Source organism: Rhizobacter terrae (assembly GCF_003852895.1).
Classification (GTDB): domain Bacteria; phylum Pseudomonadota; class Gammaproteobacteria; order Burkholderiales; family Burkholderiaceae_C; genus Albitalea; species Albitalea terrae.
Map to the genome: position 1 here is coordinate 718,873 of NZ_QUSW01000001.1, position 21,719 is coordinate 740,591.

The 21,719-nt window shown below is 67.9% G+C and carries 24 protein-coding genes; 11 read left to right on the forward strand and 13 right to left on the reverse strand.

The features are described from left to right. Positions 1-62: 62 nt before the first annotated feature. A complete protein-coding gene (locus tag DZC73_RS03295; RefSeq protein ID WP_124538754.1) occupies positions 63-707 on the forward strand; it encodes a TetR/AcrR family transcriptional regulator in 645 nt (214 codons plus the stop codon). Here DZC73_RS03295 and DZC73_RS03300 read toward each other — a convergent pair. Together DZC73_RS03300 and DZC73_RS03305 are read right to left on the reverse strand one after the other, a co-directional pair. Continuing rightward, on the reverse strand, positions 640-1,179 hold the full coding sequence (locus DZC73_RS03300) for an MOSC domain-containing protein (RefSeq protein ID WP_124538755.1): 540 nt from the start codon (positions 1,177-1,179) through the stop codon (positions 640-642). The genes DZC73_RS03295 and DZC73_RS03300 overlap by 68 nt on opposite strands. Continuing rightward, complete coding sequence (locus DZC73_RS03305; RefSeq protein ID WP_124538756.1) at positions 1,176-2,168, reverse strand: quinone oxidoreductase family protein; 993 nt, start codon at positions 2,166-2,168, stop codon at positions 1,176-1,178. The genes DZC73_RS03300 and DZC73_RS03305 overlap by 4 nt, the downstream gene beginning before the upstream one ends. 55 nt (positions 2,169-2,223) lie before the next feature. Here DZC73_RS03305 and DZC73_RS03310 point away from each other — a divergent pair, with 55 nt between their 5' ends. The 6 genes from DZC73_RS03310 (at position 2,224) to DZC73_RS03335 (ending at position 6,523) form a co-directional block, all read left to right on the forward strand. Further along, positions 2,224-2,529, forward strand: coding sequence for a putative signal transducing protein (locus DZC73_RS03310; protein WP_124538757.1), 306 nt, complete (start codon positions 2,224-2,226; stop codon positions 2,527-2,529). A 29-nt stretch (positions 2,530-2,558) separates the two neighbouring features. Then, the gene (locus tag DZC73_RS03315) at positions 2,559-3,434 is read left to right on the forward strand and encodes a DMT family transporter (RefSeq protein ID WP_235834968.1); all 876 of its coding nucleotides are present in this window, start codon (positions 2,559-2,561) and stop codon (positions 3,432-3,434) included. A gap of 61 nt (positions 3,435-3,495) precedes the next feature. Further along, the gene (locus DZC73_RS03320) at positions 3,496-4,134 is read left to right on the forward strand and encodes a PepSY-associated TM helix domain-containing protein (protein ID WP_124538759.1); all 639 of its coding nucleotides are present in this window, start codon (positions 3,496-3,498) and stop codon (positions 4,132-4,134) included. A gap of 25 nt (positions 4,135-4,159) precedes the next feature. Then, a complete protein-coding gene (locus DZC73_RS03325) occupies positions 4,160-4,672 on the forward strand; it encodes a DUF2271 domain-containing protein (RefSeq protein WP_124538760.1) in 513 nt (170 codons plus the stop codon). Beyond that, positions 4,669-5,496 carry a DUF4198 domain-containing protein gene (locus DZC73_RS03330; RefSeq protein ID WP_124538761.1) on the forward strand — a complete coding sequence of 276 codons (828 nt, stop codon included), beginning with the start codon at positions 4,669-4,671 and terminating at the stop codon, positions 5,494-5,496. The genes DZC73_RS03325 and DZC73_RS03330 overlap by 4 nt, the downstream gene beginning before the upstream one ends. A gap of 10 nt (positions 5,497-5,506) precedes the next feature. Continuing rightward, positions 5,507-6,523: an FAD:protein FMN transferase gene (locus DZC73_RS03335; protein WP_124538762.1), complete on the forward strand. Its 1,017-nt coding sequence runs from the start codon at positions 5,507-5,509 to the stop codon at positions 6,521-6,523. Between the two features lie 7 nt (positions 6,524-6,530). On the opposite strand, the gene DZC73_RS03340 is transcribed toward DZC73_RS03335, so the two are convergent. Continuing rightward, positions 6,531-7,313, reverse strand: coding sequence for an SDR family oxidoreductase (locus DZC73_RS03340; RefSeq protein WP_124538763.1), 783 nt, complete (start codon positions 7,311-7,313; stop codon positions 6,531-6,533). Positions 7,314-7,335: 22 nt separating this feature from the next. Further along, on the reverse strand, positions 7,336-8,256 hold the full coding sequence (locus tag DZC73_RS03345) for a DMT family transporter (RefSeq protein ID WP_124538764.1): 921 nt from the start codon (positions 8,254-8,256) through the stop codon (positions 7,336-7,338). Positions 8,257-8,295: 39 nt separating this feature from the next. Between DZC73_RS03345 and DZC73_RS03350 the strand changes: the two genes are divergently transcribed. The 4 genes from DZC73_RS03350 to DZC73_RS03365 all read left to right on the forward strand — a co-directional run bounded on the left by DZC73_RS03350 (position 8,296) and on the right by DZC73_RS03365 (position 12,084). Beyond that, positions 8,296-8,751, forward strand: a complete 456-nt coding sequence (locus DZC73_RS03350) for a TRAP transporter small permease subunit (protein ID WP_235834969.1) — start codon at positions 8,296-8,298, stop codon at positions 8,749-8,751. Then, complete coding sequence (locus DZC73_RS03355) at positions 8,748-10,178, forward strand: TRAP transporter large permease subunit (protein WP_161974435.1); 1,431 nt, start codon at positions 8,748-8,750, stop codon at positions 10,176-10,178. Before DZC73_RS03350 ends, DZC73_RS03355 begins: the two co-directional genes overlap by 4 nt. A gap of 88 nt (positions 10,179-10,266) precedes the next feature. Further along, complete coding sequence (locus DZC73_RS03360) at positions 10,267-11,280, forward strand: DUF3616 domain-containing protein (protein ID WP_161974436.1); 1,014 nt, start codon at positions 10,267-10,269, stop codon at positions 11,278-11,280. 114 nt (positions 11,281-11,394) lie between these two features. Continuing rightward, entirely contained in the window at positions 11,395-12,084 is a 690-nt protein-coding gene (locus tag DZC73_RS03365) for a hypothetical protein (protein ID WP_124538768.1), read from the forward strand. On the opposite strand, the gene DZC73_RS03370 is transcribed toward DZC73_RS03365, so the two are convergent. From DZC73_RS03370 to DZC73_RS03410, 9 genes are all read right to left on the reverse strand, one after another. Beyond that, the gene (locus DZC73_RS03370; RefSeq protein ID WP_124538769.1) at positions 12,081-12,464 is read right to left on the reverse strand and encodes a RidA family protein; all 384 of its coding nucleotides are present in this window, start codon (positions 12,462-12,464) and stop codon (positions 12,081-12,083) included. The genes DZC73_RS03365 and DZC73_RS03370 overlap by 4 nt on opposite strands. Next, a complete protein-coding gene (locus tag DZC73_RS03375) occupies positions 12,461-13,066 on the reverse strand; it encodes an HAD family hydrolase (protein ID WP_198414767.1) in 606 nt (201 codons plus the stop codon). The genes DZC73_RS03370 and DZC73_RS03375 overlap by 4 nt, the downstream gene beginning before the upstream one ends. After that, positions 13,066-14,682, reverse strand: coding sequence for a gamma-glutamyltransferase family protein (locus tag DZC73_RS03380; RefSeq protein ID WP_124538771.1), 1,617 nt, complete (start codon positions 14,680-14,682; stop codon positions 13,066-13,068). Before DZC73_RS03380 ends, DZC73_RS03375 begins: the two co-directional genes overlap by 1 nt. 77 nt (positions 14,683-14,759) lie before the next feature. After that, positions 14,760-16,040, reverse strand: a complete 1,281-nt coding sequence (locus tag DZC73_RS03385; RefSeq protein ID WP_124538772.1) for a DUF3422 family protein — start codon at positions 16,038-16,040, stop codon at positions 14,760-14,762. Positions 16,041-16,139: 99 nt separating this feature from the next. Next, entirely contained in the window at positions 16,140-17,645 is a 1,506-nt protein-coding gene (locus DZC73_RS03390; RefSeq protein WP_124538773.1) for a tripartite tricarboxylate transporter permease, read from the reverse strand. Positions 17,646-17,655: 10 nt separating this feature from the next. Next, a complete protein-coding gene (locus DZC73_RS03395) occupies positions 17,656-18,120 on the reverse strand; it encodes a tripartite tricarboxylate transporter TctB family protein (protein ID WP_124538774.1) in 465 nt (154 codons plus the stop codon). Between the two features lie 128 nt (positions 18,121-18,248). After that, a complete protein-coding gene (locus tag DZC73_RS03400) occupies positions 18,249-20,030 on the reverse strand; it encodes a GspE/PulE family protein (RefSeq protein ID WP_124538775.1) in 1,782 nt (593 codons plus the stop codon). Further along, positions 20,027-20,809 carry a spermine/spermidine synthase domain-containing protein gene (locus tag DZC73_RS03405; RefSeq protein ID WP_124538776.1) on the reverse strand — a complete coding sequence of 261 codons (783 nt, stop codon included), beginning with the start codon at positions 20,807-20,809 and terminating at the stop codon, positions 20,027-20,029. The genes DZC73_RS03400 and DZC73_RS03405 overlap by 4 nt, the downstream gene beginning before the upstream one ends. 4 nt (positions 20,810-20,813) lie before the next feature. Beyond that, the gene (locus tag DZC73_RS03410) at positions 20,814-21,629 is read right to left on the reverse strand and encodes a TatD family hydrolase (RefSeq protein WP_124538777.1); all 816 of its coding nucleotides are present in this window, start codon (positions 21,627-21,629) and stop codon (positions 20,814-20,816) included. Positions 21,630-21,719 lie beyond the last annotated feature (90 nt).

Sequence of the window (21,719 nt, forward strand, 5' to 3'; positions counted from 1 at the left end):
TTGCCGGCCAGGTTTGCAACGGAAATTTGGTTGATCAACCAAATCACGGCACAATTCCACCCATGTCACGCAGCTCCAACACCGACTCCCGCCGCGCCCAGATCGTCTCCGCCATGTTGCCGGTGCTGGCACGCAACGGCTACGGCAAGGCCACGGTGATGGAGATCGCGCGCCAGGCCGGGCTGACGCCGGGGCTGATCCACTACCACTTCGCGAGCAAGCGCGACATCCTGGTGTCGCTGGTGCATTCGATGGTGGAGGTGGCCAATGCACGGGTGGACGGACAGCCAGGCAGCCTGTCGGCGATGGAACGGTTGAAGGCGCACATCGACTCCCGCCTGGCACTGGGCCAAGGTGCCAACGCCGAGATGGCGGCGGCCTGGGTGATGATCGGCGCCGAAGCCGTGCGCGAGCCGGAAGTGCGCGCCGTCTACCAGGAAGCGGTAGGCGCCGAACTGGCCGCACTGCAGGGGCTGCTGCGCGAATGCCTGGCCGTCGCCGGCCGCGACACACAAGCCGCACCGCGCATCGCAGCGGCCTTGCTGGCCATCATGGAGGGCGCCTTCCAGCTCGCGAGCGCCGCACCCGACGTGATGCCCAAGGGCTATGCCGCCAGCGCGGCCTTCGAGCACGCGCGGCTCAGCGTGGAGGCAGCGCCGCGTCGCAAGTCAGCACGTCCCCCACGCGCAGCCGGCCACCACGAATGATCCGCGCGGTGACGCCGCCGTGGCCGCGCATGGCGTTGTAGCCGCCGGGGCCAAGCACGGCTTCCATCTTCGAGCAGGGCTCGCAGGGGCCGGTGATCTCCAGCACCACCTCGTCGCCGATGCGCAGCCACAGCGGCTGGTCGGCAAAGAGCGGCTTGGCGGCCAGCAGGTTCAGCCCGGACACGACGAGGTTGCGCCGCAGGCTTGCCGGGTCCACCGCGACCAGCCCCGCCATCGCAGCGATGCCCGTCAGATGCTCGGCCTGGATCAGCGTGACCTGCCGCTTGCCGCCGCCTCGTGCCTGCAAGCTTCGATCACCTTCCAGCCCGCGGCCTTCAATGGCCAGCACCTCATGCACGCCCACTGTCGGGGCTGCACGCCGCGGACGCAGCCAGATCTGCTCCAGCCGCCCCGGTGTCGCGAACCGCCGCGTCAGTTCGCGCAGCGTGAGCGATTCAGCGGCAGCGATCAAGGCACGAGCACGCTGGAGCCCGTGGTCTTGCGCGCTTCCAGGTCGCGATGCGCCTGCGCCACGTCGGCCAGGGCATAGCGCTGGTCGATGCGCACCTTCACGGCACCGCTTTGCACCACGGCGAAGAGATCCTCCGCCATGGCCTGCGTGCTCTCGCGAGTGGCGATGTGGGTGAACAGGGTGGCCCGCGTGATGTGCAGCGAGCCCTTGGGCCCGAGCTGGCCGATGGCAAAGGGCGGCACCGGCCCGGAGGCATTGCCAAAACTCGCCAGCAGGCCGAAGGGGCGCAGGCAGTCGAGGGAGCCCTCGAAGGTGTCCTTCCCGATCGAGTCGTAGACCACCTTCACGCCCTGCCCGCCGGTGATCTCCTTCACGCGCTGGGTGAAGTTCTCGCGCTGGTAGTTGATGCAGTGCGCCGCACCATGCGCCAGCGCCAGATCGCACTTCGCGTCGCTGCCCGCGGTGCCGATGAGCTTCAGCCCCAGCGCCTTGGCCCATTGGCAGGCCAGCAGGCCCACGCCGCCGGCGGCCGCATGAAAGAGCACATGGTCGCCGGGCTGCAGGCCGCCTTGCGGCAGCGTCTTCTTCAGCAGGTACTGCGCCGTGAGGCCCTTGAGCATCATGCCGGCCGCGGTGTCGAAGGCGATGTCGGCGGGCAGCTTCACCACGCACTTGGCCGGCATGACCCGCGCCTCGCTGTAGGCCCCGGGCGGGTTGCTGGCATAGGCCGCGCGGTCACCGGCCTTCAGATGCGTGACGCCGTCGCCCACCGCCTCGATGACCCCCGCGCCTTCCATGCCGAGTTGCAGGGGCAGCGGGTTGGCATACAGCCCCGTGCGCTGGTACACGTCGATGAAGTTGAGCCCACAGGCATGATGGCGGATGCGCACCTCGCCCGGACCGGGCTCGCCCACCGGAACCTCCACCAGCTTCATCTTCTCGGGTCCGCCGAATTCCTCGATGCGAATGGCGCGAACAGTCTGCGTCATGGGTGTCTCCTGCAAAGAGCGTGTATCGTGCCATCTCTTCCTCGCCCCTGCTTCGATGCGACGTCTCGTCACCGCGCCCAACCTTGCCATTGCCACCCTGTGGGCCGACATGCTCACCCAGGGCGGCTTCCCCTCGACCGTGCAGCGCGCCTACGCCAGCAGCATCGCCGGCGAGGTGCCGCCCGACCAGTGCCTGCCCGAGGTCTGGGTGACCGACGAATCGCAATTCGATGCGGCACGCACGCTGCTTGAACAGCTGCGCCGCGCACCGCACCGGCATTGGGTCTGCCCGGCCTGCCATGAGCGGGTGGACGGGCCCTTCGAGCAATGCTGGAACTGCGGCGGGGCGATGCCCCGATGAGCAGGGTTGACGCACGAACAGCCATCCTGATGACCTTGCCTCCGCTCCTGTGGGCGGGCAATGCCGTCGTCGGCCGGCTCACCGTCGGCAGCGTGCCGCCGCTGATGCTCAACTGCCTGCGCTGGGCACTGGCTGCTCTCATCCTGATGCCGCTGGGCTGGAAGGCGCTGCGCGATCCGCGCGCCATCGCCGTGCGCTGGAAGTACCTGCTCGCCATCGGCCTGCTGGGCGTGGGCAGCTACAACTCGCTGCAGTACCTGGCGCTGGTCACCACCACGCCCATCAACGTCACGCTCATCGCCGCCAGCCTGCCGGTGTGGATGCTGGCCATCGGCGCGTTGCTGCATGACGAGCACCCCACGCGCCGCCAGATCGCCGGCGCATTCCTCTCGCTGGCCGGCGTGCTGCTGGTCATCGCCCGTGGCGACCTGAGCACCCTGGCGCGCGTGCACTTCGTGGCGGGTGACCTCTACGTGCTGGTGGCGATCATCGCCTGGGCGTTCTACAGCTGGCTGCTCGCGCGGCCGCCTGAGTCGATGCGCGGCGCGCAGCGGCCCGACTGGGACTGGGCCGGCTTCCTGCTGATCCAGATGCTCTTCGGCCTGGCCGGCTCCAGCGTGGCCGCGGGCGCCGAGGCTGCCATCACCCACGCCAGCATCCACTGGTCGCCCTGGGTGGTGCTGGCGCTGCTGTACGTGGCGATCGGCCCGTCGATCATCGCCTACCGCTGCTGGGGCCTGGGCGTGACCCAGGCCGGGCCGGCGCTGGCCTCGTTCTTCGGCAACCTCACGCCGGTGTTCGCGGCGGTGATGTCCGCCGCGGCCCTGCACGAGGCGCCGCAGTGGTTCCATGGCGCGGCGTTCGCGCTCATCGTGGGCGGCATCGTGGTGTCCTCCAGGCGCTGATCGCCCGTCGCCATTTTTATGGAATGAGAATTGTTCTCATTCTTCGTATACTTCGGGCTTCATGAATGGAAGCCCCGATCCCAAACGCCGGGCCTACTGGCTCAAGACGCTGCACAAGTGGCACTGGATCAGCTCGGCCGTGTGCCTGCTGGCCATGCTGCTGTTCGCCTTCACCGGCATCACGCTGAACCACGCGTCGCAGATCGAAGCCAAGCCCAGGGTCGTCAACCAGACCGGCACGCTGCCGGCCGAACTGATGCGCGAACTGGCGGCCGGCCCCGCGCACGACTCGGGCAAGGCCAACGCGGTGCTGCCTGAGGCGCTGCGGCAATGGGGCGAAGACAGGCTGTCCGCGCGCTTGGGCCAGCAAGAGGCCGAGTGGTCGCCGCAGGAGGTCTACCTCTCGCTGCCCCGCCCCGGCGGCGACGCATGGCTGCGCATCGACCGCGACAGCGGCGCCTTCGAAGTCGAGTCGACCGACCGCGGCTGGGTGTCGTACCTGAACGACCTGCACAAGGGCCGCCACACCGGCGTGGCCTGGAGCTGGTTCATCGACCTCTTCGCCTTCGCCTGCCTGGTGTTCTGCATCACGGGGCTCTTCATCCTCAAGCTGCATGCGCCCAAGCGGCCCAGCACCTGGCCCATCGTGGGCCTGGGCCTGGTCGTGCCGGTGGTGCTGGCCATGGTCTTCATCCACTGAATCCGCACACCAGAAAGACGTCGTCATGCGATTGCGAATTTCCGTCGCCCTCACCGCCGTGATCGGCATTCCCGCGCAGGCCGCCGAGCTCGGCGTGAAGCTGGAGATCCCGCGCCTGCAGGTCGCCGAGTACCACCGGCCGTACACCGCCGTGTGGATCGAGCGCGCCGACCAGGGCTTCGCCGCCAACCTCGCGGTCTGGTACGACTTGAAAAAGAAGGACAACGAAGGCACCAAGTGGCTCAAGGACGTGCGCCAGTGGTGGCGCAAGAGCGGCCGCGAATTGCAGATGCCGGTGGACGGCCTGAGCGGCGCCACGCGCGCACCGGGCGAGCACGCGCTGGTGTTCAACGCCGGCCAATCGGCCTTGGACAAGCTGCCCGCCGGCGACTACGCCGTGGTGGTGGAAGCCGCCCGTGAAGGCGGTGGACGCGAGCTGGTGCGCGTGCCTTTCCAGTGGCCGCCCAAGGCCGTGCAGACCGCCAAGGCCAAGGGTGAGCATGAGCTGGGCAACGTGAGCGTGGAGGTGAAGCCATGAGGCGCCTGCCCCTGTTGGCGATGGCCGCCGGCCTGACGCTGAGCGCCACACTGGCCCACGCCCACCGCGCCTGGATGCTGCCGTCGTCCACCATCCTGGCCGGCAAGGAACCCTGGGTGACGGTCGACGCGGCCGTCTCCACCGACCTCTTCCATGCCGACCACAACCCGATGCGCCTCGAAGGCCTGAGCGTGGTCGCACCGGACGGCAGCCGCACCGCCGCCGAGAACGCCAGCACCGGCAAGTACCGCAGCACCTTCGACGTGAAGCTCGCACAGCCGGGCACGTACCGGCTCGCGGTGGTGAGCGAATCGATGCTCGCCTCCTACAGGCTCAACGGCGAGACCCGGCGCTGGCGCGGCGCCGCCGATGCGATGGCCAAGGACATCCCGGCCGGCGCGCAGGACCTGCGCGTGACGCGCATGCAGTCGCGCACCGAGACCTTCATCACCTCCGGCAAGCCCAGCGACAAGGCGCTCGCGCCCAGCGGTTCCGGCCTGGAGCTGGTGCCGCTCACGCATCCCAACGACCTCGTCACCGGCAGCCCCGCGAGCTTCGCCTTCGTGCTGGACGGCCTGCCCGCGGCCGGCGTCGAGGTGACTGTCATCCCCGGTGGCGTGCGCTACCGGGACAAGCTCGGCGAGATGAAGTTCACCACCGATGCGCAAGGCCGCATCAACGTGAACTGGCCGGCGGCCGGCATGTACTGGATCAGCGCCACCCACGGCGCGGCCGGCATGGGCGACGCCAATGCCGGCGGCACGCTCGACAAGCCCGCGCGTCGCGCCAGCTACAGCGCCACGGTGGAAGTGCTGCCGCAGTGATCGCCGTCCGATGAGGCGCGTGCTCGTGCCGGCGCGGCTGTCGCACCGCGACCCGCCCTTCGGCGGCGAGGTGCATGCGCTGGAGGGCCGCAGCATGGGCACCACCTGGTCGGTGAAGGTGGTGCTGCCCGATCCAGCCATGCTCGCCGGCGTGCGTGCCGGCATCGACGACGGCCTGGCGCTGGTCGTGCGGCAGATGAGCACCTGGGAGCCGGACTCCGACCTCTCGCGTTTCAACCACGCGGCCCCAGGCAGCTGGTGCAGGCTGCCCGGCGAATGCTTCCACGTTTTGCAGCAGGCGTTGCAGACGGCGCGCGACAGCGGCGGCGCCTACGACCCGACCACGGGAACGCTGGTCAACCTCTGGGGCTTCGGTCCGACGGGCCGGCATGGCGAGACGGGCTTTCGCATTCCCACGGCATCCAAACTGGAGGAAGCCCGGCGGCACACCGGCTGGCAGCGCATCACCCTGGACCCGGTGAGCCAGCGCGCTTTCCAGCCCGGCGGCATCTGCCTGGACCTGTCGGCCATCGCCAAGGGCTATGCGGTAGACCACGTGTCGCGCAGCCTGCTGCTGCGCGGCCTGGCCGACCACCTGGTGGAGATCGGCGGTGAGCTGATGGGCAGCGGCCTGAAGCCCGATGGGCAACCGTGGTGGGTGTCGCTGGAGCAACCCCTGTCGCACGTCGCGGGCGCGCCAGGCCTGCCCGACAATCTCGTGGCCTTGCACGGCCTCGCAGTGGCCACCTCGGGCGACTACCGGCGCTTCTTCACGCACGAAGGTTCAGCGCATCCGCACACCATCGATCCGCGCACGGGCCGCCCCATCACGCACGGGCTCGCATCGGTCTGCGTGCTGCATGCGCAGTGCATGCTGGCCGATGCGCAATCGACCGCGCTGAGCGTGATGGGCCTGGATGAGGGCCTGGCCTGGGCCAACCAGCACGGCGTGGCCGCGCTGTTCGTACAGCGTGTGAACAGCGGCTTCGAGGAACGCATGAGCAACGCCTTCGCGGCGCTGCTGTGAACCGGGGTCAGAAGGTCCCCGGATACGCCCCGCCATCCAGCAGGATGTTCTGCCCGGTCAGGTAGCCTGCCTGCACACTGCAGATGAAGGCGCAGACGTCGCCGAATTCATCCGCCGTGCCGAAGCGCTGCGCCGGCACGGCCTGCATTCGGCGCTGCCACAGCGTATCGAAGGCCTGCCCCGTCTTCTTCGACGCGCTGTGCGTGCCGCTGCGCAGGCGATCGGTGTCGAAGGCACCCGGCAGCAAGCCGTTGATGGTGACGCCGCGCGCCGCGATGTTGCTGCGCGCGACGCCCGCCACGAACCCCGTGAGCCCGCTGCGCGCCCCGTTGGACAGGCCCAGCGTGTCGATGGGCGCCTTCACCGCGCCCGAGGTGATGTTCACGATGCGCCCGAAGCCGCGAGAGGCCATGTCGTCCACCGTGGCCTTGATGAGCTCGATGGGCGTGACCATGTTCGCATCCAGCGCCTTGAACCAGGCGGCGCGATCCCACTCGCGGAAATCGCCGGGCGGCGGGCCGCCGGCGTTGTTGATGAGGATGTCCACCTGCGGACACGCCGCCAGTGCCGCGGCCCGGCCTTCGGGCGTGGTGATGTCGCCCGCCACCGCCCGCACCTCGCCGCCGTTGAGCGCACGCAGCTCGGCCGCGGTGGCCTGCAAGGCGTCGTCGCCACGTGCCGTGATGACCACGTTCACGCCCTCGCGCACCAGCGCCTTCGCGCAGCCCTTGCCCAGCCCCTTGCTCGCGGCGCAGACCAGCGCCCACTTGCCCTTGATGCCCAGATCCATGGCGACCTCCGAAGATTGAAGCTCAGCGTGCCTTCGCCAGCAGCCAGATGCCGGCCAGCACCAGCACCGTGCCCGCGACCACCCAGGCCGTGAACGGCTCACCGAGGATGAGCACGCCCATGAGGATGGTGGACAGCGGCCCGATCATCCCCGTCTGCGCGGCCATGGTGGCACCGATGCGTTCGATGGCCATCATCACCATCAGCACCGGCGTGAAGGTGCACAGCGTGGCGTTGAGTACCGACAGCCAGATCACCTGCGGCGCGACGGCGGCCGCAGACACCGGCCGCAGGATGAAGAACTGCGCGATGCACAGCACGCAGGCCACGGTGGTGGCCAGTCCCGTGAGCCGCAGCGCGCCCAGGCGCTTGACCTCTTCGCCGCTGTAGACGAGGTAGATCGCATAGCTCACCGCCGAGCCGAAGACCAGCGCCGCGCCCAGCGCGACGTGGCTGCCGGCCAGCGTGACCTCATGGCCGAACACCAGCAGCACGCCGCAATAGCTCACGCCCAGCGCCATCGCCTGCCGGAGGTTGACCTTGCGCTTGAACACCACCAGGCCCAGCAGCAGCACGATCGTCGGGTTGAGGTACAGGATGAGCCGCTCCAGGCTGGCCGTGATGTAGGCCAGCCCTGCGAAATCAAGGAAGCTCGCGAGGTAGTAGCCGCTGAAGCCCAGCCCGCAGATGGTGATCCAATCGCGCCGTGTCAGCGGCGGCTTGCCGCGGCTGGCCCACCACGACAGCGCCAGGAACATGGGCAGCGCGAACAGCATGCGGTACATGATCAGCGTGACCGCATCCACGCCATAGCGGTAGGCCAGCTTCACGATGATGGCCTTGCCGGAGAACGCGATGGAGCCGCCGGTGGCCAGCAGCAGCCCGGGCCAGACCGCCTTGTGCGCCGCGGCGGGCGGGTCTGCCGCAATGGTGGGTGAGGACATTGCATGGGATTCTACGGACCGATGACAACACACGGGCACATGAGGAATTGGCTGGACCGCATCACCGCCGCCGCGGCGTGGCTGGTGCTGCCGCTGGCCTTGCTGCTGTTCGCACAATGGCCGCTGCGCGACCTGCTGCATGCGGGCTCTCGGCAGGCCAACGACATCGCGCAATGGGTGTTCGCCCTGTACGTGGCCCTGGCGCTGCGCCATGCGACACGCGCCGATGCGCACCTGAAGGCGCCGGCCGTGTGGCATGGCGGCTGGCACCGCTGGCGGCGCCTGGGCCATGCGCTGTGCGTGCTGCCGTTCGCGCTGTTCGTCCTCGTGTCCGGCGCCCCCATGACGTGGCGGGCCGTGGTGGCGCTGGAGTCCTTCCCGGACACCTTCAACCCGGGCTACTTCATCATCAAGTGCGCGGCATGGCTGATGGCGCTGGCCATGGCGTTGCAGGCCTTGCTGGATGTGATGGGCGGCGAGGACACAGCGTCGTGAGCGCACTCGGCCTGGCGATGTTCGCGTTGGCCCTGGCGGGCATCGTGCTCAGCGGATTGCCCGTCTACGCCGTGCTGCTGGCGGTGTCGGCCGTGTTCGCGGCCCTCGGCGTCGCGCTGGGTTCGGTGGATGCCTCGCTGCTCACCGCCCTGCCCTTTCGCATCGTCGGCCTGCTGGAGCACGACCTGCTGCAGGCGCTGCCGCTGTATGCCTTCATCGGCGCGCTGCTGAACCGGCTGCCGCTGGCCCACACGCTGCACCGCGTGGGCACGCACCTCGTGCGTCGCAGCCGGGTGGCACCGCGACTGTCGGCCATCGGCGTGGCGGCCTTGCTGGCGCCGATGAACGGCTCCGTGGGCGCCAGCCTGCACATGCTCTCGCGCAGCGTGGCGCCGGCCATGCGACGGGCAGGCACGAGCGCGCAGGAGACCGCCGCCACCGTGTGCGTGGCCAGCACGCTGGGCGTGGTGATCCCGCCCTCGCTCGTGCTCCTGCTGCTGGGCGACGCGATGATGCGCGCCCACACCGAAGCGGTGAACGCCACGCATGCGGCGGTGCGCATCGTCAACACACAGGACGTGGTGCGCGCGGCCTTCGTGCCCGGCGTGCTGGTGCTGTTGGCAACGCTGGCCGTGTGCTGGTGGCGTGGGCGGGCATCAACGGCGCGCGAGTCGATCCAGGACGCGCCAACGCTGCAGGAACGCTGGACCGGCGCGATCGTCACCGCCGCCATCCTCGCACTGCTTGCCGGCGTCGCCGTGGGCTGGCTGTATGCCGTGGAAGCTGCAGCCACCGGCGGCGTCGTGCTGCTGGTCGTGTCGGTGCTGCGGCGGCAGCTGCCGGGGTCGCTCCTGCGCATGGTGCTCTCCGACACCATGGCCCTGACCGGCGCGCTCTTTGCGCTGCTGGTGGCGGCCACCACCTTCTCGCTGGTGCTGCGTGGCTTCGGCACGGATCGCCTGATCACCGACGCGCTGCAGTCGCTCGCGACGCATCCCACCGCGCTGCTGCTCAGCGTGCTGGGCGGCATGGCGCTGTGCTCCTTCGTGCTCGATGCCTTCGAGATGATCTTCCTCGTCATTCCCCTGGTGATGCCGCCGGTGCTGATGAGCGTGGGCGACGCGGCCTGGGTGGCGGCACTCGTGCTGCTGGTGCTGCAGCTGGGTTTCCTGCTGCCGCCGGTGGGCTACGCGCTGGTGATGTCGCGTTCGGTGCTGGCAGAGCCGGTGGGCATGAAGGCCCTCATGCGCTCGCTGTGGCCGCAGTGGCTGGCGCAGGCGCTGCTCATCGCCGCCGTGCTTGCCTGGCCGTCGATCACCCGGCTCACGCGGCCTGACGAGCACGCGCTGTCGGGCGGCGCGCCCGATGCGGCGGAAATCGAGCGCCGCATGGAGGAAGCCATCAAGGCCCAGCAGGCGCCGCAGTGAGGCCACCTCCGCTTCATTGAGGATGCGGGGCTCAGGCTTGCCGGCCACGCTGTGCCGGTTCACCATTGCGCGCCAGGAGGAGCCGCCCATGAACTGCTTGCTTCGATCACTGCTGTGCGCCGGCACGTTCATCGCCGCGGGCCAGGCGGCCTCCGCCCAGTCCAGCTACACCGGCATGGGCGATGCCTCCGCGGCCGAACCGCTGGGCAACGGGCACTTCATCGTGGCCGATGACGAGAGCGACGTGCTTCGCATCTACAAGCGCGACACCGCCGCACCGGTCGCATCGGTGGACCTCACCGACGTGCTGCGCAACCGCAAGCCCAGCGGCAAGGCTGTCGAGGCGGACATCGAAGGCGCGGCCATGGTCGGCGAACGCATCTACTGGATCAGCTCGCATGCACGCAAGGGCAAGAGCGGCGATGCTGACCCCAACCGGCATCGCCTCTTCGCAACCGACATCGACCGCAGCGGGCCGGTGCCGACGGTGAAACCGGTGGGCCAGGTGCACGAGGCGCTGTTGCAAGAGTTGCTCCAGGACCCGCGCTTCGACGTGCTGAAGACGGCCTCCGAACGCAAGCCGGAAGACAAGGATGGCCTGAACATCGAAGGGCTGGCGTCGACGCCCGAGGGTGGGTTGCTGATCGGCTTTCGCAATCCATTGCCGAAGGGACGTGCGCTGGTTGTGCTGCTGCTGAATCCGCAGCAGGTGATCGATGGCGGTGCCCGGCCGCAATTCGGCGAACTGATCCGCCTGGACCTGGGCCAGCGCGGCATCCGCAGCATCGAACGGGCGGGCCATGACTACCTCATCGCGGCAGGGCCATTTGCCACCGCATCGCAGAGCAAGGCCAGGCCGGCCTTCGCGCTCTACCGCTGGAGCGGCAAGCCGGGTGCGAAGCCCGAGAAACTTCAGTCGCTCGACAACGGCAGCTTCCGCGCCGAGGCGCTCTTCTTCGACGCCGACACGCGGGACATCGTCCTGCTCAGCGACGATGGCGACGAACAAGTGGGTCCGGTGGATTGCAAGGACAAGTCGGTGCCTGCGGACCGCAAGTCATTCCGCTCATGGGTCTTGCCCTGGCCTGCTGCGCACCCATGAGCCGCCGATCGCACAAGCGTCAAGACCTCGGCGGCCTCAGGGTGATGTGAACTCGAACTTTGAACCGATGGCACGCTCGAAGACTGGCCCATTCCACTGAAGCCGGACTCCTCCATGAAGTGCGTCGTCGCCATCAGCTTTGCCACCTTGTTCAGCCAGTGCTCCACCGGGAACACGTGTGACACGACCTTCGAGGAAAACTTCTCCCAGGGCGTCAGCGGCTGGGTGACCGGCCTGAGCGACTACACCGACGCCAACAAGCCGACCGACGCGGCCTGGGCGTTCGACACCTTGCCGAGCCCGGGTTCAGGCAGCGCCTACCACCTGTCGCTGACCAACCGCAGCCAGGACGCGATGATCTGGACCAAGAAGCTCTTCACCGGCCTGGAGCCGGGCGTGACCTACAGCTTCGAGGTCGACGTGGGCGTGTTCACCAATGCATCGACGGGCTGCGCCGATTCATCCGGTGCGACCGGCGCGGACACGCACCTCATGATGCTGGCCGACACGACGGAGCCCTCAACGACGCAGTTGTCCGACGGCACCTGGCGCCTCAACTCCGACACCTTGTCGGGCACCACCTTGACCCGAACCATCACCGACCTGGGTTCGATCTCGGTCGGCAGCGGCGACTGCGCCCACCTCACCTACGCCGCCAAGCAAGTCAGCGGCAGCCTGCAGCACGACGTGGTGGCGCCGTCGGACGGGAATGTGTGGGTGCTGATGGGCGTGGACGCGAAGTACTCGGGGAAGATCGATGTGTTCTTCCAGACGATGAAGGTGTCGGCGAAGGCGCAGAGCTAGGACTGCTTCAGCGCAGTCACTTCGATCTCGATGCGCATGCGCGGGTCCAGCAGGTTCGCCGAGATCATCATCGCCGCGGGCCGGACATCGCCGAAATACTTGCGCAGCACCGGCCAGCATTCGGGGAATTCCTTGCCGTCCGGCAGGACGTAGGTCACGCGGACGACGTCCTTCAGGCTGGAGCCCGCCTGCACGAGTGCGGCCTCGATGTTCTTCAGGCATTGCTCGGTCTGGGCCTGGATGCCTTCGGCGATGGACATGGTCGAGTAGTCGAACCCTGTCGTGCCGGAGACGAAGACCCAGTCGCCTTGGGCAACGGCCCGTGAGTAGCCGATCTCCTGCTCGAACGTGGAACCTGAACTGATGAGGGTGCGTTTCATGGGGAGGTCCTGGGCGAGGGCGCCATGGATGGCGAAGTCTGGGCATTCAGCGATCCTGGCGAATTCGAAATCTTGAGCCGCCAGTCTCTCTTCTCGATCCGACGCACGTTGGGCTCCGCCGCCAGAAGGCGCAAGTACTGCAACAGCCGCGGCAGCTCCGCATCGTCGACATCGCCGGTGAACTCCGACACACGGATCAAGTTGCCATAGTTGGCTCGGTGCTTCTCGGGCGAATCGTCCACCGCGATGATGTGCTCGAGCCGGTAGCCCAGCGACTTGAGCTTGGACAACCGCTTGAGCGGGTAGTAGTCGCCAGTGGTGAAGTCGCGTCGCAAGGTACATCGCTTGCTGGCCCAGAGAAACTTCAGGTCACCGGGATCCATGATCCTGGACACGACGTAGTGTGCATAGTCCGCCCCCGCCGAGGTCCAGATGCCGACATCGAACTCCGCGAACGCTGACTGCAGGAAGACTTCGAGATGAGGCCGCTTGTGCACCGAATAAGTCCCGTACTCGAAGGCAGGCGCATGCTCGCTCTCCTCTTCCGTTGCATGGATGAGGGTTTCGTCGAGATCCAGCACGAGAAGCTTTCGGTGAACCATCAGAACGCCACTGCCTGACCATCCCTTCGCGGGTCGCTCGCCGCCACATACCCTTCCACCGACGGCTCGCCCAATCGCCAGATGAACTGCCCCGCCCCGAAGTCCTGGTAGCTGTCGTTGATGACCTCCACCTGGTGCCCGCGGTCCACCAGCCCTTGCAGCGTGGCCGCATCCATCTGCGATTCGACGTTGATCGACAGGCCCTCATTGAACCGCCACCTCGGCGCATCGCATGCGGCCTGCGGGTTCTGCCCGTGGTCCAGCATGCGCACCAGGGTCTGCATGTGCCCCTGCGGCTGCATGTTGGCGCCCATCACGCCGAAGGACATCACGGCGGAGCCGTCCTTGGTGAGGAAGGCGGGAATGATGGTGTGGAAGGGCCGCTTGCCCGGCGCCACCGCGTTGGGGCTGACGGGGTCCAGCGAGAAGGCATGGCCGCGGTTCTGCATCGACAGCCCATAGCCCGGCACCACCACGCCCGAGCCGAAGCCCATGTAGTTGCTCTGGATGAAGCTGACCATCATGCCGCGTTCGTCGGCGGCGGTGAGGTAGATGGTGCCGCCCTTGACCGGGTTGCCCGCACCGAAGTCCTGCGCGAGCTTCCTGTCGATGAGCTTCGCGCGTTCGCGCAGGTAGCCATCGTCAAGCATCGCGTCGGCGCTCACCGTCATGCTCGCGGGCTCGGCGACGTAGCGGTACACGTCGGCGAAGGCGAGCTTCATCGCCTCGATCTGCAAGTGCTGGTGCTCTGCACTGTCCACCGGCATCGACGACAGGTCGAAGTGCTGCAGGATGCCCAGCGCGATCTGTGCGGCGATGCCCTGGCCGTTGGGTGGAATCTCATGCAGCGTGTGGCCGCGGTAGTCCTTGGCCAGGGGCGTGACCCACTCGGGTTCGTAGCGCGCGAAGTCCTGCAGGCCGATGGCGCCGCCGTGCTGCTGGGCATGCAGCACCGCCGCCTGCGCGATCTCGCCGCGGTAGAAGGCCTCGCCCTTGGTGTCGGCGATCAACCGCAGGCTGCGCGCCGCCGACGGGAATCGGAACAGCTCGCTCACCTGCGGCGCACGCCCATGCGGGAGGAAGGCTTCTGCAAAGCCAGCCCCGCTGCGCAGCTCACCCGCCGCGGCAGCCCATTTCTGCTGCACCACCACCGGCACGGCATAGCCACGCTCGGCGATCTCGATGGCCGGTGCCATCAGGTCGGCAAAGGGCAGGCGGCCGAAGCGTTCGCTCAGCGCTGCCCAGGCCGACACGGCACCGGGCACCGTCACCGCATCCCAGCCGCGCTTGGGCGGCGTGCGTGCATCGGCGCCGTACTTGTTCTTGAAGTATTGAGGCGTCCAGGCTTCAGGCGCACGGCCGGAGGCATTGAGGCCGTGCAGCGTCGTCCCATCCCACAGGATGCAGAACGCATCCGATCCCAGGCCGTTGCTCACCGGCTCGACGATGGTCATGGCCGCCGCGGTCGCGATCGCCGCATCCACCGCATTGCCACCTTGCTGCAGCATGCGCAGGCCCGCCTGCGCGGCCAGGGGGTGCGAGGTCGCCACCACGTTGCGGCCGAAGATCGGAAGACGCTGGCTGGGGTAGCCGCTGGACCATTGGAAGGGAGTCATGGTTCGTCCGGGAGTGAGGCCCGGACGATTATTGAGCACGGCGCGAAGACGCCGGCCAACCCGGTGCGCAGCGCGCCCTACTCGACCTCGGCATGCACCTGTCGGTGCAGCCGGCGGATGCCCAGCCACACCGCCAACGCGATGATGGGGATGCACACCGCCACGGCGATGTCCGGCGACACGTGCCAGTCGGCGGCCTTCAGGCCCTTGGCGAAGTAGCCGACCAAGCCGGCGCCGTAGTAGGTCACGGCGGCCACCGAGAGGCCCTCCACCGCGCTTTGCAGCAGCATCTGCGCCTTCTGCCGGCGGTTCATCGCGTCCAGCAGTTCCTGGCTGCTTTGCTGCTGCTCGATCTCCACCCGCGTGCGCAGCAGGTTGCTGGTGCGCGAGATGCGTTCGGACAGGGCCTGCTGCCGGCGCGCGGCCCAGACACAGGTCTGCATGGCGGGCGCCAGGCGCCGCTCCATGAATTCGCCCAGCGTCTGCAGGTTCTCCAGCCGGCGCTCGTGCAGTTCCTCGATGCGCCGCTGCACCAGCTCGAAGTAGGCACTGCTGGCGGAGAACCTCGCATGCGTGCGGGCGTACAGGCTCTCGACCTGGCCGGCCAGCAGCGTGAGCTGGCGCAGCAACTCGGGCTCCTGGTGGCGCTGCGCGCTGCGGATGAGCTCGGCCACGTTGGCCAGGTCGCGCTCCGCATGCAGCAGCGAGGTCGCCACCTCGCGCGCCATTGGCAGGCCCATCAGGGCCATCATGCGGTAGGTCTCGATCTCGAGCAGGCGCTGCACCGCGCGGCCCAGGCGGCGCGGGCTCATGCCGTTGGCGATGACGATGAAGCGCTCGAAGCCGTCCGCCGCCAGCTGCAGGTCGGTGTAGACCTCGGCATCGTCGTCCATCACGCTCGCACCGAGCAGGCTGTCTTCCTGCAGGCAGCGGCGCACCAGCTGCTGCACCCGGGCCGAGGCCTCGGCGCCCTTGTCGGTGCGCACCATGAGGTGCATGCCGACGATCCATTCGCCGGGCATGGCCGCCAGCCAGTCGCGCGGCACTTCGGCCATGGCGGTGCCGTCGAAGGACTCGGGCGCCTCGTGCAGCGCCTTCCAGAAAGTGCAGGTGTGGAACTCGGTGTGCTTTTCCCAGCGAAGGTGCACGCCGCCCAGGTCCACGCTCAGGTGGTTGGCATCTTCGGCCGGCAGCGGCAGGTGCCGGTTGCGCAGCAAAGAGGCAATGTGCTCGCGCGCCTCGTCGGCCCCGCCCACCAGCGCGACGTGGGACAGCACCAGCGGCGCCATCAGCCGCTCATAGGGCCGTGCGTGGACTTCGTTGTGGAGCGCTTCGCGCTGGGGGTGCGCCGTCAGCATGGGCAGTGTGGTGCGATTGGTGAGCACCGAGCATACAAAACCCGTGGGGCAAAAATGAGACAACCGCCCGAAGGCGGTTGTGCTTGCCCGACGGGTCGGTCAGTCCTCTGAGAAAGCTTCTTCGCGCTTGTTCTTGATGGACGGCAGCATGACGATCACGATCATCAGCACCGCTGCCACCAGCAGGCCGGCCGACAGGCCCCGAGTCACGAAGGTGCTCCAGTCGCCGCGCGACAGCAGCAGCGCACGGCGCAGGTTCTCTTCCATCATCGGCCCGAGGATGAAGCCCAGCAGCAGCGGCGCGGCCTCGCAGCTCAGCTTGTAGAACAGGTAGCCGATCACCGCGAACAGGGCCGTGAGGTACACGTCGAAGGTGTTGTTGTTGAGCGTGTAGACGCCGATGCAGCAGAACAGCGTGATGGCCGGGAAGAGATAGCGGTAGGGCACCGTCAGCAGCTTGATCCAGATGCCGATCATCGGCAGGTTCAGGATCACGAGCATCAGGTTGCCCACCCACATCGAGGCGATGAGGCCCCAGAACAGCTGCGGATTGCTCGTCATCACCTGCGGACCGGGCTGGATGCCCTTGATGGTCATCGCGCCCACCATCAGCGCCATCACCGCATTGGGCGGGATGCCCAGGGTCAGCATGGGAATGAAGGAAGTCTGCGCACCGGCGTTGTTGGCCGACTCGGGGCCTGCCACGCCGCGGATGTCGCCCTTGCCGAAGCGCCCGCTGGCGCCGGCCACCTTCTTCTCCATCGTGTACGAGGCGAAGGAGGCCAGCAGCGCACCGCCACCCGGCAGCACGCCAAGAATGGAGCCGAGCGCCGTGCCGCGCACCACCGCGGGCCAGGCGTCCTTGAAGTCCTGCTTGGTGGGCCACAGGCCCTTCACGTCCTTGGTGAACACCTCGCGGTGCTCGGCCGGCATGCCCAGGTTGGCGATGATCTCGCCGAAGCCGAACACGCCCATGGCGATGATGACGAAGCCGATGCCGTCGGTGAGTTCGGGAATGTCGAAGCTGTAGCGCGCCTGGCCGGAGATCACGTCGGTGTTGATCTGCGCGAGCAGCAGGCCCAGGATGATCATCGCGATGGCCTTGATCAGCGAGCCCGAGGCCAGCACCACCGCACCCACCAGGCCCAGCACCATCAGCGAGAAATATTCGGCCGGGCCGAACTGGAAGGCCAGCTCGGTCAGGGGCGGCGCAAAGGCCGCGATGATGACCGTGCCCACGCAGCCGGCGAAAAACGATCCCAGGCCCGCGGCCGCCAGCGCGGCACCAGCCCGGCCCTGGCGGGCCATCTGGTAGCCGTCGATGGCCGTCACCACCGAGCTCGATTCACCCGGCACGTTGATGAGGATGGCAGTGGTCGAGCCGCCGTACTGCGCGCCGTAGTAGATGCCCGCCAGCATGATGAGCGCGGGCGTCGCGTCCAGCGAGTAGATGGACGGCAGCAGCATCGCGATGGTGGCCACGGGGCCCAGGCCCGGCAGCACGCCGATGAGCGTGCCCAGCACCGCGCCGAAGAAGGCGTACATCAGGTTTTGCAGCGTGAAGGCGACGCCGAAACCGATCGACAGGTTGTGAAGCAGATCCATGGTCAGTTCCTCAGGCGCCGAAGAAGGAGGGCCACATCGGGATGACCAGCTTCAGCCCGAGAATGAAGATCGCCCACGAGCCGACGGTGAGCACGATGGCGCTGAGCAGCACGCCCTTCCAGTGGAACTCGTCCCCGGCGAAGCTCGTCACGACGATGAGGATGGGAATGGTGATGACCATGCCCAGCCGCGGCAGTGCGAAGCCGAACAAGGCGATGGCCGCGACGATGACCAGCAGCGGCCGCCAGGCGACGGCGCCGATCGGGTCGCCGCCCTCGGTCTCGATGGTGAGCGACTTGAACAACACGATGCCGCCGAGGATGGCCATGATCACGCTCAGCATCAGCGGGAAGTAGCCGGGGCCCGGCCGTGCGGAGGAACCCAGCGAGTAGTTGGTGGCACCGACGGCGAACACGACGCCCACCACCACGAACATCAGGCCAGACCAGAAGTCGCGCTGACTCTTGATTTTCAAAGGATGTCTCCAAAGCTTGCGGGATGCTGACCAAGTCAGATTCTAGGCAGCACCCCTTCCGGGCCGTCTGTGGTTTACACGTAGCGGCCCACGCGGTGAGTACGCACACCCCGCCCGCACCGGGACGCTCAATCCCAGGCCGGGGTCGCGCTCAGCACTTCGTCCATGGTCGTGAGGCCTTCGGCGACCTTCATGGCGCCGGCCATGCGCAAGGGACGCAATCCGTCCTTGAGCGACTGCTGCCTGAGCCTCGCGTTGTCGGGCACCGGCGAAACGCACTGCCGCGCGGCATCGCCCACCGTGAGCAGTTCGTACAGGCCCGCGCGGCCGCGGTACCCCGTCATGCGGCATTCGAGGCAGCCCACCGGCTTGTAGGCCCGCACGTTGCCGTTCAGGCGCCAGGGCTTGACCATCTCGGCCAGGCGCTCGGCCGTCATCTCCTCGTCGGGCTGCTTGCACGCCGGGCAGAGCGTGCGCACGAGGCGCTGGGCGAGCACGCCGATCACGGTCGCGCCGATGAGGTAGGGTGGCACGCCCAGGTCCACCAGCCGCGTGATGGCCGAGGCGGCGTCGTTGGTGTGCAGCGTGCTGAAGACGAGGTGGCCGGTGAGCGCCGCCTGGATGGCCATCTCGGCCGTCTCCAGGTCGCGGATCTCGCCCACCATGATGATGTCCGGGTCCTGCCGCATCAGCGCGCGCAGGCCTTCGGCGAAGTTTAGGTCGATGGCCGGCTGCACCTGCGTCTGGTTGAACGCGGGCTGGATCATTTCGATCGGGTCTTCGATGGTGCAGACGTTGACCTCGTCGGTGGCCAGGCGCCGCAGCGTCGAATACAGCGTCGTGGTCTTGCCCGAGCCGGTGGGCCCGGTCACGAGGATGATGCCGTGCGCCTTGGCCACCAGGGCTTCCCAGCGCTTGGCATCATGGCTGCCGAAGCCCAGCTGCTCCAGCGGCTTGACGGTGGTGTCGGGGTCGAAGATGCGCATCACCATCTTCTCGCCGAAGGCGGTGGGCAGCGTGGACAGGCGCATTTCCACTTCGTCGCCGTCGGGGTTGCGGGTCTTGATGCGGCCGTCCAGCGGACGGCGCTTCTCGATCACGTCCATGCGGCCCAGCAGCTTGACGCGGGCAATCATCGCGTTCATCACGCCGGGCGGCAGCTGGTACACCGTGTGCATCACGCCGTCGATGCGAAAGCGGATGGCGCTCAGCTCGCGGCGCGGCTCCAGATGGATGTCGGAGGCGCGCTGGTCGAAGGCGTACTGCCACAGCCAGTCCACCACCTGCACCACGCCCTGGTCGTTGGCGTCCAGCTGGCGGTTGCTGCGGCCCAGCTCGACCAGTTGCTCGAAGCTCGCGAGCGCCGCGGTCTCGCCGGTCTTGATGGCCGCCCGCACCGAGCGCGACAGCGTGTAGAACTCGGTGGTGTAGCGCTGCAGCTCCAGCGGGCTGGCCAGCTGCAGCTTGATGGTCTTGCGCGTGTGGCTTTCGATCTCCGGCACCCAGGCGGCATCGAAAGGCTCGCAGGTGGCGATGGTGATGTCGTGCGCCCCCACGTTGATGGGCAGCGCGCGGCGCCGCTCGGCATAGCTGATGGACATCACCTCGGCCACGCGGCCCACGTCCACCTTGAGCGGGTCGATGCGCACATACGGAATGCCGCAACGCCCGGCCAGCCATTCGGTGAGCGCCTCGGTGTCGAGGATCTTGCCCGTGCCCACGCGCGCCAGGCCCGCCCCGCCCAGCCGCACCAGCGGATGCTGCGCGCTGTCAGCGCCACTGAAGCGCTTGCGCGTCACCTCGGCGTCTTCGGGCGTGATGATGCGGTCGTCGCGCAGCCATTTGAGCAGCACGCGCCAGTCGAGCCGGCCGGCGGGGGTGGTGCGAGTGGGGAGATCGGTGACGTTCATGTGTTCAAACCCGGTTCCGCCGGCAGCACGCGGATCATGCGCAGCCATTTGCGGGCGGGCAACTGGAATCGAGTTTCGATGTTTTCAGCCCGAGCGGCAAGCTCGTCCCGGTCGGGCATCCCGGCGCCCTTGAGCGCCACCACGATGGTGTTGCCCTCGCGGGTGGGCCGCAGCGTGCGCACCTGGTCGCGGCCGAAGGCGGTGGCGATGCGGCTCGCGCTGCGCTCGAAGCTGGCGTCGCGGCCGAAGAGGTTCACGCTCATCACGCCGCCGTCGGACAGCAGGCGGCGGCAATCGCGGTAGAAGGCGGCGCTGTCGAGCACGGGGCTGGCCGCCTCATGGTCATAGAGGTCCACGCACAGGGCGTCGACGCTGCCATGCTGGTCGGCATCGGCTGCAAACTCGGCGGCGTCCATGTTCAGCACCTTGAAGCGTGCGCCTTCCTCGGGCAGCTTGAACCACAGGCGGCACACGCCGATCACGGTCGGGTTCAGCTCGACCACGGTGGTTCGCATCTTCATCACGCTGTGCGTGAAACGCGTGATCGCCGCCGCGCCCATGCCCAGCTGCACCGCATGGCCCTGGCAGAGTTCCTCGGTCGGTCGAAACAGCATCCACGCCATCATGCGCTGGATGTACTCAAGCTCCAGCGCCTGTGGCTTGCGAATGCGCATGGCGCCTTGCACCCAGGGCGTGCCCAGGTGCAGGTAGCGCACGCCGTCGGATTCGGAGATGGTGGCCGGTGCAAGGTCCTCGGCCTGTTCTTGTCGTGAGGGCATCCGCTCAGTCTGCCAGAGCGGCCAGCCGCGGCAGCGCAGCATGTGCGTTGGCGGTGGTGATGCGTGCGGCATCCTCGATCGACCAGCCCCTCAGCTCGGCCAGGGTCTGCGCGATGCGGGGCAGCTGGGCCGGCTCGTTGCGCGAGGTCTCGCCGTTCGCCCGCTGCCTGGCGGTCTTGTACAGCCAGTGCGGCGGGATGTCGGGCGCATCGGTCTCCAGCACGATGGCATCCGCCGGCACCATGGCCGCGAGCCGGCGGATCTGCAGGGCGCGGTCGAAGGTCATCGCGCCGCCGAAGCCCAGCTTGAAACCCAGCTCGACGAACACCTGCGCCTGCTGCTCGCTGCCATTGAACGCATGGGCGATGCCCTTCACGGGAAATCGCCGCAGGTGCTTGAGCAAGGTGTCGGCGGAGCGGCGCACGTGCACGATGACCGGCAGCTCGAACTCCACCGCAAGCTTCAGCTGGGCCTCGTAGAAGCGCTCCTGCTTTGCACGGTCCAGGCCTTCGACGAAATGGTCGATTCCGATCTCGCCGATCGCCACCAGCCGCGGGTCGCCGATGTGTTCCCGCAGCGCAGCACGCAAGGTGGTCAGGTCGTCGTCATGTGCCTCATCCACGCACAGCGGATGAATGCCCAGGGCATAACAAAAGCGGTGCTCGTGCGCGAGTTCGCGCACCTGCTGGAAATCCCACACCGCCACCGCAGGCAGCACGATCTGGTGCACGCCCGCGGCCCGTGCGCGCTGCACCACCGCCTGGCGGTCGGCATCGAATTCGCGGGCATCGAGATGGCAATGGGTATCGATCCATGACATTCGTCGAATCATGCCTGCTTTGTACTTCCCCCCACGTGCACGAAACGCGTGGCCGTGATACGTTTCAGGCACCGGGCTTGCTGAAGGCAA

Coding starts and splice junctions, on each gene's coding strand:
- DZC73_RS03320 (WP_124538759.1), top strand. CDS start 3,496: ATGAATGGAAGCCCCGATCCCAAACGCCGGGCCTACTGGCTCAAGACG.
- DZC73_RS03410 (WP_124538777.1), bottom strand. CDS start 21,629: ATGTCATGGATCGATACCCATTGCCATCTCGATGCCCGCGAATTCGAT.
- DZC73_RS03345 (WP_124538764.1), bottom strand. CDS start 8,256: ATGTCCTCACCCACCATTGCGGCAGACCCGCCCGCCGCGGCGCACAAG.
- DZC73_RS03305 (WP_124538756.1), bottom strand. CDS start 2,168: ATGACGCAGACTGTTCGCGCCATTCGCATCGAGGAATTCGGCGGACCC.
- DZC73_RS03340 (WP_124538763.1), bottom strand. CDS start 7,313: ATGGATCTGGGCATCAAGGGCAAGTGGGCGCTGGTCTGCGCCGCGAGC.
- DZC73_RS03380 (WP_124538771.1), bottom strand. CDS start 14,682: ATGACTCCCTTCCAATGGTCCAGCGGCTACCCCAGCCAGCGTCTTCCG.
- DZC73_RS03315 (WP_235834968.1), top strand. CDS start 2,559: ATGACCTTGCCTCCGCTCCTGTGGGCGGGCAATGCCGTCGTCGGCCGG.
- DZC73_RS03375 (WP_198414767.1), bottom strand. CDS start 13,066: ATGGTTCACCGAAAGCTTCTCGTGCTGGATCTCGACGAAACCCTCATC.
- DZC73_RS03365 (WP_124538768.1), top strand. CDS start 11,395: ATGAAGTGCGTCGTCGCCATCAGCTTTGCCACCTTGTTCAGCCAGTGC.
- DZC73_RS03350 (WP_235834969.1), top strand. CDS start 8,296: ATGAGGAATTGGCTGGACCGCATCACCGCCGCCGCGGCGTGGCTGGTG.
- DZC73_RS03405 (WP_124538776.1), bottom strand. CDS start 20,809: ATGCCCTCACGACAAGAACAGGCCGAGGACCTTGCACCGGCCACCATC.
- DZC73_RS03310 (WP_124538757.1), top strand. CDS start 2,224: ATGCGACGTCTCGTCACCGCGCCCAACCTTGCCATTGCCACCCTGTGG.
- DZC73_RS03335 (WP_124538762.1), top strand. CDS start 5,507: ATGAGGCGCGTGCTCGTGCCGGCGCGGCTGTCGCACCGCGACCCGCCC.
- DZC73_RS03360 (WP_161974436.1), top strand. CDS start 10,267: ATGAACTGCTTGCTTCGATCACTGCTGTGCGCCGGCACGTTCATCGCC.
- DZC73_RS03330 (WP_124538761.1), top strand. CDS start 4,669: ATGAGGCGCCTGCCCCTGTTGGCGATGGCCGCCGGCCTGACGCTGAGC.
- DZC73_RS03390 (WP_124538773.1), bottom strand. CDS start 17,645: ATGGATCTGCTTCACAACCTGTCGATCGGTTTCGGCGTCGCCTTCACG.
- DZC73_RS03385 (WP_124538772.1), bottom strand. CDS start 16,040: ATGCTGACGGCGCACCCCCAGCGCGAAGCGCTCCACAACGAAGTCCAC.
- DZC73_RS03370 (WP_124538769.1), bottom strand. CDS start 12,464: ATGAAACGCACCCTCATCAGTTCAGGTTCCACGTTCGAGCAGGAGATC.
- DZC73_RS03400 (WP_124538775.1), bottom strand. CDS start 20,030: ATGAACGTCACCGATCTCCCCACTCGCACCACCCCCGCCGGCCGGCTC.
- DZC73_RS03295 (WP_124538754.1), top strand. CDS start 63: ATGTCACGCAGCTCCAACACCGACTCCCGCCGCGCCCAGATCGTCTCC.
- DZC73_RS03325 (WP_124538760.1), top strand. CDS start 4,160: ATGCGATTGCGAATTTCCGTCGCCCTCACCGCCGTGATCGGCATTCCC.